The sequence below is a fragment of the Arthrobacter oryzae genome (assembly GCF_003634095.1).
Lineage (GTDB): Bacteria > Actinomycetota > Actinomycetes > Actinomycetales > Micrococcaceae > Arthrobacter > Arthrobacter oryzae.
Genome location: NZ_RBIR01000004.1, coordinates 224,820 through 239,187 on the forward strand (window position 1 = coordinate 224,820; position 14,368 = coordinate 239,187).

Here is a 14,368-nt window from a genome sequence, read left to right on the forward strand (position 1 = left end):
AAGGGGAGAAAGGCCCGCTTCGGGCTGTTGGGAGGCCCTGATCGTCCTGAGGTCCCGGCCCCTGGCCAGGTGAGCGACTGGAGCCTCGTGCCGGCATTTCCAGCGAAAGTAACTTACGTTGGCTTCCGGACATTGGGGCGCTCTAACAATTTTCCCCGAGGACGTCCATAGGAGTCCGCGCCATATGCGCCCTATAGGCGATGATGCAGTCGGATCAGTGTACAGGCGGCGACAGTAAAGCTATCTTCAACCTGCCCCAGCCTAATCATTTGCTCCAGATCCTCAAATGTGACCCAGCATATGGATTCGACCTCGTTGATGTCCTCAGGGCCGTCCATTGGCGCATGGACGGCAGCAGCGACAACAGCAGCCCGAGTGCTTTGCATGCCGGAATCGGGCGCAAGGAACCCTATAACTTCTATATCCGCACTCGATATTCCAAGTTCTTCCCGGAGCTCGTTACGAGCGGTGTCTTCTACACCCAGTCCTTGCGAAAATCCGCGAGGGAGCTCCCATACAAGCTGACCGAGTGCATACCGGAAAGTTCGAACCAGTGCTATCCGGCCCTCGTACATAGCGACAAGCACTACCGGCGCACCTGGCATCGCCGACTGTAGGCGGACATATCGCCCGGATGAGCCATCGGGAAATTCCACATCGTCGTCGTAAAGCTCGATGAACTGATTGGAATACGCGAGTCGCTCGCGGATCTGCTTAACTTCATGTTTCACGGGCGGATCTCCCGGCAATATACGAGTTGCCCGAGGGAGGTGCGTGCGTTTCTATGCAAAGCCCGCTGCGCCAACTTTCGTTTGACTGGAAGAACCCCGGCGGCCAGCCCTGCCGCACCAACGCCAAGCCAAGGGTTGATTGTCCCCGTGAGGTATTCTGTGGCGTTGGCCAGCAGCGCAGCCCCCATCGGCAAGGCCACCCGGACGCCACCCAGCCTGTCCCTGTCTACGGCGCATTTTCCCGACAAAGCATCTGCTATCAAGACAACGTGTGCGCCCACTGCATCGTTGACGGCGGACTTCTCGCCTCGGTCAACGGCCGCCTGTATCTTATCGATCCCGGCCTGCCACCGCGGCTCCGTCCGAATCTGGAGGACCGCTTCGAACGCTTCCCGCATCAACGTACGGTGGGTATCCTTCTTGCGCTTGAACACGCCCATGGCAGACCTTTGGGCTTCGTGGTCAGCAACGTCTATGTGGACTTCTAGGTGGGGCCCGTCACTGGCACTGTCGCTTACGACTGCCGGCCAGGGGTCCTGTCCCATGGCGCAGGCTCGTGACCAGAGGGCAAGCTGTTGAACCGCGAGTTCCCGCACCGCCGTTGCCGGGCGGCTCATCGGCGTAGAGAAGGAAGCCGAATCGAGGCTCATGGAATCCACGGTGACTTGGTTGTACAGCGTGTTTACGACCTCTCGTACGAGGCCAATTGACTCGGAGCCGACTAGCGACTCCGCTGATTCGGTCGCTCCATGCCATTTCCAATGGCCATAGAGGAGGCTTCGATCCGTAAATGGGCTAGGCGTTCTTGCCTCTCGCTGTAGTGTGCGTAACGCCCGGATTACCCCGTCAATTTCTGGCTTGTCCCTGTAGCCTCGAGTTTCCAATGCTTCCAGAAAGGGAGAGGAAGTATCAAGAAGGGGGGACAGCATGGCTCCGAGGCCAGGGGAAATTGCCGCGCTGGCGGGCTTGACCTCCAAAACCTTGATCCGTCGATCCGGACTGGCTCGGTTAGCTTCCCCGAACCACGTCCAAAGGTCTCTGAATAGGGGCGCCCGAACATCTCCCAGAAGCCTCGTAAAAGAGTCAATTGAACCTTGTTGCACATCATTGGCAATCGTCCGCAGTTCCCGCCTGTCGTGCAGGTCGGGATACAGGGAGCTGTAGAAGGGCCGGACCTCAGGCGCGGCCGGTGCCATACGGCGGAGGGTTGAGGCGACGGACTCGGCAAATGAATCCGCATTATGCAAGTGGAGCATGATCGGGGCCGTCTCGACGCTGTCGAGCGACGTTGCGGGAATGGCGACAGCGTCGTGGGCAGCCATGAAGTCGACGAGCACCTTTTGGAACGCATATGAGTCGAATGCAAAAGACTGCTGAATGGCGATGTCGCGGCCAAGGGCGATATTTAGGAGTGTTTCGATGAATAATTGCGCGTGCGCCTCGTCGCCCCCGGTCGCCTTTACGGCTGTGGGGTCCCAGCGAGATCTAATGGAGTCGGTCGACTCAAGATAGTGAACTGGTCGTCGCATTTCCTCCACGAGCCTCCCTAGATTCAGCTGGGCTTGACTCTAGCATCGGTCGGAGCTGGCGGCCGAGTGCGATGTAGTGGGGAACCCGCGGCGGAATTCGTGACTTAGCATGCACCGATGACTCAACAACTCTGGCGCCGGTATACGGAATGGCCCCTCCTTCTAGCCGCTGTCGTTTTCCTAGCGGCTTATTCCTTCGAAGTCATTGGCAACCTGCGAGAACAAGATGCCGGATGGATTGAGACTGCCGTCTGGGTGACATGGGTGTTGTTCGTAGTCGACTACATCGCCAACCTCGCACTTGCGCCACTACGGGGCCGGTGGTTCGTTCGAAACCTTCACGAGCTAGTAATTCTGGCCCTGCCGGTCCTCCGGCCTCTGCGCCTGCTCCGGCTTGTGACCCTCCTCAAGGTCGTGCACAGGGCTGCGGGCAACGCCCTGCGAGGGCGCATCCTCACCTACGTCCTCGGTTCCGCTGTGTTACTGACCTATGCGGGCGCGCTCGCCGTCCTCGACGCCGAGGAGAACGCCGGCGGTGCCAACATAAGGACATTTGGCGATGCCATGTGGTGGGCGTTGACGACGATTACCACGGTTGGGTATGGAGATCATTACCCGGTCACGACCATGGGCCGGTTCGTCGCGGCCGGTCTCATGATCGGGGGCATTGCTGTCTTAGGCGTGGTCACGGCTTCGGTGGCGTCCTGGCTGGTGGAGCAAGTGTCAAAGGATACCGCTGCGGAGGTTGAGGCTGCCGAAGCTCCCTTGCGGGTGGAATTGGCCAGACTATCGGAGCAGGTTGAGCGCCTTACCTCGCTACTTGAGCGGCAAAGTTGATGCCATCGCGTCGTGAGGTGGGCAACGGGGCCGGCCGGCTTTACAGACGGTTGAACTCCTGCTGCCACCGTGCCTTATCCCACCGCTCCTGCAGCTTTCGGTCCATGGTCCATTTACTCTCCCATGTGTCGAAGTTGGCCCTGAAGGTCGGCACATAGTAACTGGAGCCCTTGCGGCGGGTTCTCTTCTTGAGCCTCAGCATGAGGCCGAGCAGGATCCACACTGCGATGAGAATTACGACCAGGAAGAATATCGTCTCCACGGGCAACCAGTCCTCGAAGGGGTTTTAGTGCCCTCAGTTTAAACCACCTTGCGCCGGACAACGAAGCACTTCGCTCGGAGCGCGTTCAGGGATGGACTTCATCCTCCGGCTCAGGCAACAGCCCCCTGGAAGTGCGCCTCGATGATGCCTTTGATGTCGTCATGGCAGCCGCCGCAGCCCGTGCCGGCGCGGGTGGCCGCCGATACCTCGGGCACGGTCCCGCAGCCGTCGGTAACAGCAGAGGCAATGGCTGTCCCGCTCACGCCGGCGCACCGGCAGACGGTGCGCGAAGGATCAACGGCCCCCGCGGCAGCGGCTTGGTCGGGCCCGTCCAGGCGGAGCAGCAGCGACCGGTCCGCGGGGAGTTCGGCGCCGCGTTCGAACAGCTGCACCAGCTCGGCGGAGGTGCGCGGCATGCCCACGGCCACGAGGCCTTCAAGGACGCCGGCGCGGGTGGTCATTTTGACGTAGCGGCCGTGCTCGGGATCGGCCCACTGCGCGATCTGCAGCCGCGCCCGGCCGTTCACGGCACCGGCGGTCAGGGCTTCCTCGTCCCACGGCTCGGCGGACACATCGCCGGCCACGGCCATGTTCATGCCGCGCGCCTTGAGCACGATCACGCCAGGGAGTTCGGCGGCAAGCGCCGGCAGGGCCTCCGCCTCGGCCGGAGCGCCGGACGCCAGCAGGGTCAGGTAATCGGCCAGCCATTCGGCCTGCCGCCAGCCCGGGCCCACCAGCCCGGACGGACCGCGCGCGGTCCGGCACTGAACGCACTCGGGGTCCGGGCAGCGGACCTCGGCGCAGTCGCCGATCGCAAAGATGTGGGTCTCGTGGTGGGCGCGGAGCCTGTGGTCCACCAGGATCCCGGCGGCGGTAGGGAGCCCGCAGCCTTCGGCCAGTTCGGTCCGCGGCCGGACGCCGCAGGAGAGGACCAGGAGGTCGCCGTCGATCGCCGATGCGTCATCGAGCAGCAGTGCAGAGAACCCGCCGTCGGGCGCGTTGTGCTCGACGCCGACGGAGCGGGCGTTGCAGGCCACCCGCACGCCGCAGTTCCGCAAGGACGCCGCCAGCACGGCACCGCCGCCGCGGTCGATGTTCCGGCCCAGCGGATGCGGGCCGTTGTGCACCACGGTCACGGTGGCGCCTTCCTCGGCCGCCGCGAGGGCCGTCTCCAGGCCGAGCACGCCGCCGCCGAGGACCACCACGCGCTTGCCGCCGGCCACCGCCGAGTGGAGCACGGACGCGTCGCGGAGATCGCGCAGGGCGGTCACGCCCGGCGGCAGCACCGGGGCTGCCGGGTCCGGGTTGAGCCCGGTGAGGTTGGGGATCACAGGTCGGGAGCCGGTGGCGAAGACGAGCCGCTCGTAGCCGGGGGAGGTGCCGTCGCTCAACAAGACCTGCTGCCGGGCCCGGTCGACGCGCCGGACGCGGACGCCCAGCCGGACATCGACGCCGTCGGCCACCAGTGCGGCCGCATCCGCCAGGGCCAGGGCGGCCACCGACGTGCGGCCGACGCCCAGATCGGCCACGAGGACCCGGTTGTAGGCGGCCTCGTCCTCCTCGCCGATCACCGTCAGGTGCGCGATACCGCTGCGCACGGCAGGCAGCAGTTCGTCGATCAGCCGCGCGGCGACGGGCCCGAAGCCCACCACCACAATCCGCTCCGTCATGAGGTCTCCTCTGCTTGAAGAACGCGCGTGTGAACGCGGGCCCCCCCGGCCGGGACCTCCGCGGAAACCGCCGGGCTGATCCACACCCTGCTGGTCTTGAACTCGGGCATCCCGGAAATAGGGTCCGTGGCTGCCTCGGTAAGCCGGTTGGCGCTCTCGAGTTCCGGGAAGTGGAACGGCAGGAACACCGTCTCCGGGCGGATGTCCGTGGTGAGCTCGGCCCGGCAGCTGACCACGCCGCGTTCATTGGAAATCGAAACGAAGTCACCGTCCGCGATGCCCTGGGCCGCGGCCGCGGCGGGATGCAGCTGCAGCCGTGCTTCCGGCCGTGCCTCGGCCAGCTCGGCGACGCGGCGGGTCTGGGCCCCGGACTGGTAGTGCTCCATAAGGCGGCCGGTAATGAGGGTCATCGGCGTACCTGCCTGGGCAGGGCCGCCGCGACCGGCGCCTCCCCGATCAGCGCCTCCCCGATCAGCGTGTCGGGGCTCCGGCGGGGAAACGGCGCCCGAAGAGGCAGAACGACGCCGGGGCGCAACGGGTGTGAACACCGCCCGGCCGTCCGCGTGGGCAAAGGCGTCCAGGAAGAGCCGCGGCGTGCCGGTGCTTCCCGACGGGTACGGCCAGTAGGCGGCCTCGCCGCGGTCCAGCATGGCGTAGCCGATCCCCGAGTAGTCGGCCAGACCGCCCGAGGACGCGAGCCGGAGCTCCTCGAACACGGTTTCCGGGTCCTCGCTGAAGGTGGACGGCGCGTGCAGCATTTCGGCCAGCCGGGTCATGATCCACAGCTCGCTCCGGACCCCGGGCGGGGGAGTGAGGGCCCGCCGGCGGCGCAGCACCCGGCCCTCGAGGTTCGTCAGGGTCCCTTCTTCCTCGGCCCACTGGGTGACCGGCAGGACCAGGTCCGCCTCGGCGGCCGTCTCGGAAAGGAAGAAGTCGCACACCACCAGGAAGTCCAGGCTCCGCAGGCCAGCGATCACGGCGTTCGCATCGGGGGCGGAGACCGCCACGTTGGCGCCGTGCACGAAGAGGCACCGGACGCCGTCGGGCTGTCCCAGGGACTTGAGGAGTTCGACGGCGGGGAGGCCGGGACCCGGAATAAGGGCTTCGGGCACGCCCCAGACCTTTGCCACGTGGGCGCGGGCGGCGGGGTCGGTGATCTTGCGGTAGCCGGGGAGCTGATCGGCCTTTTGGCCGTGTTCGCGGCCGCCCTGGCCGTTGCCCTGGCCCGTGAGCGTGCCGTAGCCGCCGCGCGCGGAACCGGGCAGCCCCAGCAGGAGGGAGAGGTTGATGGCGGCCGTGGCGGTGTCCGTGCCGTCGACGTGCTGTTCCACGCCGCGCCCGGTGAGGATGTAGCTCCCGCCCTTGCCGGCGCCGTCGGCCAGCCGCCGGGCGGTGTCGCGGATCAGTCCGGCGGGGACGCCGGTGATCGACTGGACCCGTTCCGGCCAGAAGCGTCCCACGCTGCGCAGCACGGCGTCGTAGCCGGTGGTCCGGTCCGCGATGTACGCGGCATCGGCGAGGCCCTCGTGGATCACGGCGTGGGAGATGCCCAGGAGCAGGGCGAGGTCGGTGCCGGGCAGCGGCTGCAGGTGCAGGCCGCCGCCGTCGGAGGTGAACGCCGCGGTGGCGGAGCGCCGGGGGTCGACGACGATCAGCCCGCCGGCGTCGCGGGCGCCCTGCAGGTGCTGGACGAAGGGAGGCATGGTCTCGGCAACGTTGGAGCCGAGCATCAGGATGGTGCTGGCGGCGTCGAGATCCGTCAGCGGGAACGGCAGGCCGCGGTCCAGGCCGAAGGCGCGCATGCCGGCCGCGGCGGCCGAGGACATGCAGAACCGTCCGTTGTAGTCGATCCGCGAGGTGCCCAGCGCCAGCCGGGCGAACTTGCCCAGCTGGTAGGCCTTCTCGTTGGTGAGGCCGCCGCCGCCGAACACGCCGACGGCGTCCGCCCCGTGCTCGGCCCGGGTCCGCCTCACGGCAGAGACGATCCGCAGGAGGGCCTCGTCCCAGCTCACCGGGCGGTGCACGCCGTCGGCGCCCTTCAGCAGCGGCTCCGTGACGCGGCCGCTGTGGTCCAGCAGCGACGCGGAGGTCCAGCCCTTGCGGCACAGGCCGCCGCGGTTGGTGGGGAAATCCCTGCCGGTCACGGTGAGGAGGGGCCCGTTTGCGGGTGGCACCGCGGCGGCGGCCGGGCTAGCCGCTACGGGGTCTGACCCCGGCTGGATAGCCGGGGTCAGAGCCGCTGGAGATGTGAGCGTCATGGCGCACTGCAGGGCGCAGTAGGGGCAGTGCGTATCGGCGCTGGCGGTCATGTTAGACGTGTCCCATCGCGTTTCGGTTGGCGTTGCGGATGTAGCAGAACCAGCAGACGGCCAGCATCAGGATGTAGGCCCCGACGAATCCGTAGAACGCCGAGGTGTAGGAGCCGCTGGCGGTGTTGGAGGCGTTGAGGACCTGGGGAATGATGAATCCGCCGTAGGCGCCGATCGCCGAGATCAGGCCGAGGGCCGAGGACGCGAGCCGCTGGGTGGTGACCGCGCTGGCGCCGGAGCGGGCGGCCCGGCTGGAAGTGGCGAAGATGATCGGGATCATGCGGTAAGTGGCGCCGTTTCCGAAGCCGCTGGCGGTGAAGAGGAACAGGAACAGGACCAGGAAGAGCCAGAAGTTCTTCAGCGGCAGGGTCCAGAGCATGGTCAGGGTGATGACGGCCATGGCCGCGAAGGCGGCGACGGTCATGCGGGCCCCGCCCATCCGGTCCGCCATGCGTCCGCCGTAGGGGCGGGCCAGGGATCCCACCAGCGGGCCGAGGAAGGCCAGGGAGAGGGCCACCGTGCCGACGGAGATGGAGGAGAACGCCGGGAAGTAGTCCTTGATGAGCTTGGGGAACACGCCGGCGAAGCCGATGAACGACCCGAAGGTGCCGATGTACAGCAGCGCCATGATCCACAGGTGCGGTTCCTTGACCGCGGCCAGCGAGCCCGCGACGTCGCCCTTGGCGCTGGTGAGGTTGTTCATGTACTTCCAGGCGCCGAAGGCCGCGAGCAGGATCAGCGGAACCCACATGAAGCCGGCCACCGGCAGGTTCACGGTGCCCGCTGCCAGCACGGTGATGGCGATCGGGACGGCCAGCTGCGCGACGGCGGCTCCGAGGTTGCCGCCGGCGGCGTTCAGGCCCAGTGCCCAGCCCTTTTCCCGGGCGGGGTAGAAGAAGGTGATGTTCGCCATCGAGCTGGCGAAGTTGCCGCCGCCGAATCCGGCCAGCGCCGCGACGAACAGCATGAGGCCGAACGGCGTGGCCGGGTTTGCGACGCACAGGCCCAGGCTGATTGTGGGGATCAACAGCAACAGGGCGGACACGATGGTCCAGTTGCGGCCGCCGAAGCGCGGCACCATGAAGGTGTAGGGGATCCGCAGCGTGGCGCCCACGAGGCTCGGCATGGAGATCAGCCAGAAGATCTCGTTGGTGGAGAACTTGAAACCGGCGGCCGGAAGCTGGACCACCACGATCGACCAGAGCTGCCACACCACGAAGCCGAGGAACTCCGCGAAGATGGACCAGTTCAGGTTGCGCCGGGCGATCGAGCGGCCGGCCGACTCCCACTGCTCCTTGTTTTCGGCGTCCCAGTTGGCGATCCAGCGGCCGGGCCGGTGATCGAGGGTAAGGGTGTCGGCAGTGCGGGCCGGGCCGGCATCTACGGTGCCGATTTCGGCGGTGCGTTCAGCAGTCACTTGGGAGACCTCCTTGGGGGGTGTTGTCCTTCAAAGGTAGGGATCCCGCGTTTCGGGGACGGTCGCGGTTTATTAACGCGCTGTGACTTTTGCCTATCGGGGCTTTTATGACGGTGTGAGAATTGCCGCGACGACCGTTACGTGAGACGACGACACGATGTCCAAATGGCGGAACATTTGTCCATTCAGTGGACGGTGGGAACTATTATCAGACATATACGAATCCTTGCCGGGCGGCCCGGGCAACGGGCTTTGGGGGAATATCCGTCCGGTCTTCATGAAAGCGCTACTACATGTCATCCACTGCAACCTCCGCGGAGCATGGGTCCGCCCAGCAGGTGAACTCGCGCGGCCGCGTGATTGTCGCCAGCCTGATCGGCACCACCGTCGAGTTCTATGACTTCTACGTGTACGCCACCGCCGCCGTGCTTGTTTTCCCGAAGTTGTTCTTCCCCGGGCAAAACGAGACCACGCAGCTCCTGAGCTCCTTCGCCGTCTTCGGCGTCGCATTCATCGCCCGGCCGCTCGGCTCGATCGTCTTCGGCCACTTCGGTGACAAGTTCGGCCGCAAGGGCACGCTGGTCGCCTCGCTGCTGACCATGGGCATTGCCACCTTCCTGATCGGCTGCCTGCCGACGGCGACCGTCCCCGGCTGGGCCTTCTGGGCCCCGGCCCTGCTCGTGGTCCTGCGCTTCGCCCAGGGGCTTGCCCTCGGCGGGGAATGGAGCGGCGCGGCGCTGTTGGCCACCGAGAACGCCCCGGCGAACAAGCGTGCCATCTACGGCACGTTCCCGCAGCTGGGCGCCCCGATTGGCTTCATCATCGCCAACGTGATCTTCCTGGTCTTCAGCTACACCCTGACGCCGGAGGCCTTCATGGACTGGGGCTGGCGCGTGCCGTTCCTGGCCAGCGCCGTCATGGTCATCATCGGCCTCTACGTCCGTCTCAAGCTGATCGAAACCCCCGCCTTCACCAAGGTCCTGGAATCCAAAGAGGTCGCAAAGCTGCCGCTGGCGCGGGTCTTCAAGACCAGCTGGCGCCCGCTGATCCTCGGCACGTTCATCATGCTCGCCACCTACGTGCTTTTCTACCTGATGACCACATTCACGCTGACCTACGGAACCCGGCCGGCCAGCCTGGACGCGGCGAAGGCCGCCGCCGCGAAGACCGGCAAGCCGATGACCGACGCCGCCGCCGCGGCGTTCGTCCCGGGCCTGGGCTTCACCCGGAACGACTTCCTCTGGATGCTGATCGCCGGCGTCGTGTTCTTCGGCATCTTCACGCTGGTCTCCGGCCCGCTGGCCGAGAAGTTCGGCCGCCGCAAGATGCTGATCGCCGTCACCTTCGGCATCCTCGCCTTCGGCCTGCTGTTCGTGCCGCTGTTCAGCGCCGGATTTGTGGGCACCATGGCGCTGCTGGTCATAGGCTTCTCACTCATGGGCCTGACATTCGGCCCCATGGGTGCGCTCCTGCCGGAGCTGTTCCCGACCAACGTCCGCTACACCGGCTCCGCCATCAGCTACAACGTCTCGTCCATCCTGGGCGCCGCCGTGGCTCCGTTCATCGCCGTCTGGCTCTGGGAACTGGCCGGCGGCAGCACCGTGCTGGTGGGCGTCTACCTCGCGTCCATGGCCGTGCTGACGCTGATCGCCCTGTTCGTGAGCAAGGAAACCCGGGACCTGGACTACACCAACAACGTGGCCTGACGCTCCTTCCCGGTTGCAAACGGAAATGCCCGGTGTGTTCACTGAACACGCCGGGCATTTCCGTGTCGGCAGGGGGTTGGCAGCCGGCCGCGCGGAAGCAACCGGGCAGGAACGCCGGCACGCTCGGGCACGACGGCTGGCGGTAGGGCCGGACAGGAACGCCCGGGCAGCGCGGCAGGAGGCACCTAGACCGCGTAGCGCTCCACGAAGTTCTGCAGGATCTTCATCGGTTCCGTCGCGGTGAACTGCCGCGCGTCTTCCATCAGCACCTCGGCCGATTCGGGCGGGAAGTAGCCGGCATGGCGGTAGATGTCGATCCTTGTGACGAGTCCTTCGGCATCGAGCTCGGGGTGGAACTGGGTAGCGTAGAGGTTGGTCTTGATCCGGAACATGTGCACCGGGCACGCCGCCGAGCTCGCCAGGAGCACCGCGTGGGAGGGCAGGACGGTGCAGGCCTCCTTGTGGCCGGTGAAGGCCGTGAAGCTCTCCGGCAGCCCCCGCAGGAGGGGGTCCTGCAGCCCGTCCGCCGTCAGCTTGATGGCCACGCCGCCCAGCCCTTCCCCGTAGGTGCGGTCGATCACGGCGCCCTGGTGCAGCCCAAGAGTTCCAACGCCGTAGCAGGCGCCGAGGAAAGGAAAGTCCTCGGCCACGATCCTGTCCAGCAGCCGTGCGAGTTCACGCTCCACCCGGTGCTGGGTGGCGGACTTGTGCTCGGCCGGGTCGCTGGAGGTAAAGGGGCTGCCGCCCACTATGACGCCGGAATAGCGGGACAGGTCCAGCTCGGGCAGCGGCGAGGCCTCCATCCGGATGCGGTGCAGCTGTTCCGGGCGGAGTCCGCCATAGCGGAGATAAGCGCGGTATTCGTCCTCGGCGGCGGTGTCTTCCGCGCGCGAGGCGAGGAGCAGGAATGGCTTCACACACCAAGTTTCCACCGGCCGGTCACGGAGGCGCCAGAGGCGCGCCCGTGACCGTCGGCGTCGTACCGTCTTAGTGTTCGGCGCGCCCTACTACGCGTCGCCGTCCTCGATCAGGGCGATGATGGCGCCGGCGGATACGGTCTCGCCGGCCGCAGCGGACAGCCCGATCACGATGCCGGCACGGTGGGCGGTGAGCGGCTGTTCCATCTTCATTGCTTCGAGCACGACGACGAGATCGCCTTCGGCCACGGCGTCGCCCTCTGCGACGGCAACCTTCACGATGGTGCCCTGCATGGGGGAGGTCAGCGCGTTGCCGCTCACGGCGACGGCTGCGCCGCCGCTGCGGGAGCGCTTCTTGGCCTTGGCGGGCTTGCCGCCCGTGTTGCCCGCGGTGCCCAGCGACGCCGGCAGGACAACCTCAAGGCGCTTGCCGCCGACCTCGACGACGACGCGCTGGCGGTCGCCGGCGTCGGTGGCTTCAGCCTCGGTGCCGGTGGGGGTCCAGGCCGGAATGTCGTTGACGAAGGCCGTCTCGATCCACCGGGTGTGGACCTTGAAGGGGCCCTCGGCCGGGGCGAAGTCCGGGTTGGTAACCACCGCGAGGTCGAACGGGATGACGGTGGGGATGCCTTCGACCACCATCTCCTCGAGGGCGCGGCGGGAGCGTTGGAGGGCCTGGGCGCGGGTGGCGCCGGTGACGATCAGCTTGGAGAGCATGGAGTCGAAGTTGCCGCTGATGACGTCGCCCTGCTCCACGCCGGAATCGACGCGGACGCCGGGGCCGGTGGGGTTCGACAGCCGCGTGATGGTGCCGGGGGCGGGGATGAAGTTCCTGCCCGGATCCTCACCGGTGATGCGGAATTCGATCGAGTGGCCGCGGACTTCCGGGTCGCCGTAGCCGAGTTCTTCGCCGCGGGCAAGCCGGAACTGTTCGCGGACGAGGTCAATCCCGGTGACTTCCTCGGAGACGCAGTGCTCCACCTGGAGGCGGGTGTTGACCTCGAGGAAGGAGATGGTGCCGTCCTGGCCGACGAGGAATTCGCACGTGCCGGCGCCGAGGTAGCCGGCCTCCTTGAGGATGGCCTTGGACGATTCGTAGAGGCGCCGGTTCTGTTCTTCCGTCAGGAAGGGGGCCGGGGCCTCCTCAACGAGCTTCTGGTTGCGGCGCTGGAGCGAGCAGTCGCGGGTGGAGACCACCACGACGTTGCCGTGGGCGTCGGCGAGGCACTGGGTCTCAACGTGCCGCGGGGCGTCCAGGAAGCGCTCGATGAAGCACTCGCCGCGGCCGAAGGCGGCGGTGGCCTCACGCACGGCGGATTCGAACAGTTCGGGGATTTCCTCCCGCGTGCGGGCCACCTTGATACCGCGGCCGCCGCCGCCGAAGGCCGCCTTGATGGCGACCGGCAGGCCGAACTTGTCCACGAACTCGAGGATTTCCTCGGCGGACTCCACGGGGTCGGCAGTGCCGGGAACCTGTGGCGCGCCGACCTTCTCGGCGATGTGGCGGGCCTGGACCTTGTCGCCCAGGGCCGAGATCGCCTCGGGGGAGGGCCCGATCCACGTGATGCCGGCGTCGATCACCTTGGCGGCGAATTCGGCGTTCTCGGCCAGGAAGCCGTACCCGGGGTGGATCGCGTCGGAGCCGGACTGGCGAGCGGCGTCGATGATCTTGTCCATCACAAGGTAGGACTCCGCGGCGGTGTTGCCGCCAAGGGCGTAGGCCTCGTCGGCGAGCCGGGCATGCAGCGCGTCACGGTCGGGGTCCGCATAGACGGCCACCGAGGCGATGCCTTCATCGCGGGCGGCGCGGATGATGCGCACCGCAATTTCTCCGCGGTTGGCGATCAGCACCTTGCTGAGCGGGCGGGTGCCCGCGGCTGCAAGTGACTGCGTTGATCCCGGCACGGTGGTGGCGGACTGCTCCGAATTTGCTGACAAGGCGTCTCCTTCTTTCCTTCAGGGAGCCTAGCGCGGTTTTGTGGGTTCCGCCGATATTACTTGCGGATTCCGCGCGTAAACGGCCCTTCCTTTGTAGGGTTGCCACAAAGCGCGGCGAAATGGCTCATTCCGCGCTCAGCGGCACTCGCTTGGTTCTCACTCGGCACGGACGTCCGCCGGGTCCACAGCCCCGCCGGTCCAGAGCTCCGTGATGCCCACATTTGCCTGGCCGAGCAGCGCGCGAAGGGTGGAGATGGAGAGGCCGACGACGGTGTGGGGGTCGCCGTCGACCTTGCGGATGAACGCCCCGCCGTAGCCGTCGATCGTGAACGAGCCGGCGCACTGCAGCGGCTCGCCGGTGGCGATGTAGGTCTCGATTTCGCCGGCGCTCATCTCCATGAAGTGCACCTCGGCGGAAGACACCGAGCCCAGCGTGGCGCCGGTGCCGCGGGTGCTGACGCCGCCGCCGTCGTCTGCTGCGTCAGTGTCGCCGCCGTCCGTGTCTTCGCCGTCCGTGTCGCGGCAGTCCACGAGCCAGTGCCCGGTGTGCAGGACCCCCATGCTGCCGCTCATGCGGAGCATGCGTTCGCGGGCGACGTCGGCCGTGTACGGCTTGCCGTGCGCCTCGCCGTCGAACTCGAAGACCGAGTCGCAGCCGATCACGATTGCGCCGTCGGCCTCGGGCAGCGAGGCGACGGCCTCGGCCTTGGCACGGGCGAGCAGGAGGGCGGTGTCGTGCGGGTCCGTCACTCCATACCGGGCCTGGACGGCGTCCTCATCCACATCGGAAACGAGGACCTCATGCCGGATCCCGGCGTGGCTGAGCAACTTGGTGCGGGCGGGGGACTGGGAAGCAAGAATGAGACGGGTCACGGATCCAGCCTAATCCACCGCATCAAAGCAACGCGGGGTCACTTACGGCCCATCCGGCGGGGTCTGACGGGCGTTAAGTGACCCCGCGTTGCATCTAGCGCGGGGGCTTCCTCACTCCTGGGAGCCACGACCGGATGCCACCCGGGGGCGAAAGACTCTGGCTACGGATACTTGCTCAT

The 14,368-nt window shown here is 66.8% G+C and carries 11 protein-coding genes; 2 read left to right on the forward strand and 9 right to left on the reverse strand.

The annotated features are described in order from the left end of the window. Positions 1-191: 191 nt before the first annotated feature. The gene (locus tag C8D78_RS11210; RefSeq protein ID WP_120953691.1) at positions 192-731 is read right to left on the reverse strand and encodes an NUDIX hydrolase; all 540 of its coding nucleotides are present in this window, start codon (positions 729-731) and stop codon (positions 192-194) included. Then, positions 728-2,269 carry a hypothetical protein gene (locus C8D78_RS11215; RefSeq protein ID WP_120953693.1) on the reverse strand — a complete coding sequence of 514 codons (1,542 nt, stop codon included), beginning with the start codon at positions 2,267-2,269 and terminating at the stop codon, positions 728-730. Before C8D78_RS11215 ends, C8D78_RS11210 begins: the two co-directional genes overlap by 4 nt. 108 nt (positions 2,270-2,377) lie before the next feature. On the opposite strand from C8D78_RS11215, the gene C8D78_RS11220 reads away from it, so the two are divergent. Continuing rightward, entirely contained in the window at positions 2,378-3,097 is a 720-nt protein-coding gene (locus C8D78_RS11220) for a potassium channel family protein (RefSeq protein ID WP_120953695.1), read from the forward strand. 40 nt (positions 3,098-3,137) lie between these two features. On the opposite strand, the gene C8D78_RS11225 is transcribed toward C8D78_RS11220, so the two are convergent. From C8D78_RS11225 to C8D78_RS11240, 4 genes are all read right to left on the reverse strand, one after another. Continuing rightward, positions 3,138-3,359 carry a hypothetical protein gene (locus C8D78_RS11225; protein ID WP_120953697.1) on the reverse strand — a complete coding sequence of 74 codons (222 nt, stop codon included), beginning with the start codon at positions 3,357-3,359 and terminating at the stop codon, positions 3,138-3,140. A 110-nt stretch (positions 3,360-3,469) separates the two neighbouring features. Then, complete coding sequence (locus tag C8D78_RS11230; RefSeq protein WP_120953699.1) at positions 3,470-5,029, reverse strand: FAD-dependent oxidoreductase; 1,560 nt, start codon at positions 5,027-5,029, stop codon at positions 3,470-3,472. Then, entirely contained in the window at positions 5,026-7,338 is a 2,313-nt protein-coding gene (locus C8D78_RS11235) for a molybdopterin oxidoreductase family protein (RefSeq protein ID WP_120953701.1), read from the reverse strand. The genes C8D78_RS11230 and C8D78_RS11235 overlap by 4 nt, the downstream gene beginning before the upstream one ends. Before the next feature lies 1 nt (position 7,339). Next, complete coding sequence (locus tag C8D78_RS11240) at positions 7,340-8,755, reverse strand: MFS transporter (RefSeq protein ID WP_120953703.1); 1,416 nt, start codon at positions 8,753-8,755, stop codon at positions 7,340-7,342. A 293-nt stretch (positions 8,756-9,048) separates the two neighbouring features. Between C8D78_RS11240 and C8D78_RS11245 the strand changes: the two genes are divergently transcribed. Beyond that, positions 9,049-10,461, forward strand: a complete 1,413-nt coding sequence (locus C8D78_RS11245) for an MFS transporter (protein WP_120953705.1) — start codon at positions 9,049-9,051, stop codon at positions 10,459-10,461. A 185-nt stretch (positions 10,462-10,646) separates the two neighbouring features. Here the strand turns inward: C8D78_RS11245 and C8D78_RS11250 are convergent, their stop codons facing one another. The 3 genes from C8D78_RS11250 to C8D78_RS11260 form a co-directional block, all read right to left on the reverse strand. Beyond that, positions 10,647-11,378, reverse strand: coding sequence for a glutamine amidotransferase (locus C8D78_RS11250; RefSeq protein WP_120953707.1), 732 nt, complete (start codon positions 11,376-11,378; stop codon positions 10,647-10,649). 90 nt (positions 11,379-11,468) lie between these two features. Next, the gene (locus tag C8D78_RS11255; RefSeq protein ID WP_167467898.1) at positions 11,469-13,316 is read right to left on the reverse strand and encodes an acetyl/propionyl/methylcrotonyl-CoA carboxylase subunit alpha; all 1,848 of its coding nucleotides are present in this window, start codon (positions 13,314-13,316) and stop codon (positions 11,469-11,471) included. 156 nt (positions 13,317-13,472) lie between these two features. After that, a complete protein-coding gene (locus C8D78_RS11260; RefSeq protein ID WP_120953709.1) occupies positions 13,473-14,189 on the reverse strand; it encodes a Maf family protein in 717 nt (238 codons plus the stop codon). Positions 14,190-14,368 lie beyond the last annotated feature (179 nt).

Bases quoted from the DNA above. Each gene is read 5' to 3' on its own strand.
- C8D78_RS11220 (WP_120953695.1), top strand. From the start codon at position 2,378: ATGACTCAACAACTCTGGCGCCGGTATACGGAATGGCCCCTCCTTCTA.
- C8D78_RS11230 (WP_120953699.1), bottom strand. From the start codon at position 5,029: ATGACGGAGCGGATTGTGGTGGTGGGCTTCGGGCCCGTCGCCGCGCGG.
- C8D78_RS11235 (WP_120953701.1), bottom strand. From the start codon at position 7,338: ATGACCGCCAGCGCCGATACGCACTGCCCCTACTGCGCCCTGCAGTGC.
- C8D78_RS11245 (WP_120953705.1), top strand. From the start codon at position 9,049: ATGTCATCCACTGCAACCTCCGCGGAGCATGGGTCCGCCCAGCAGGTG.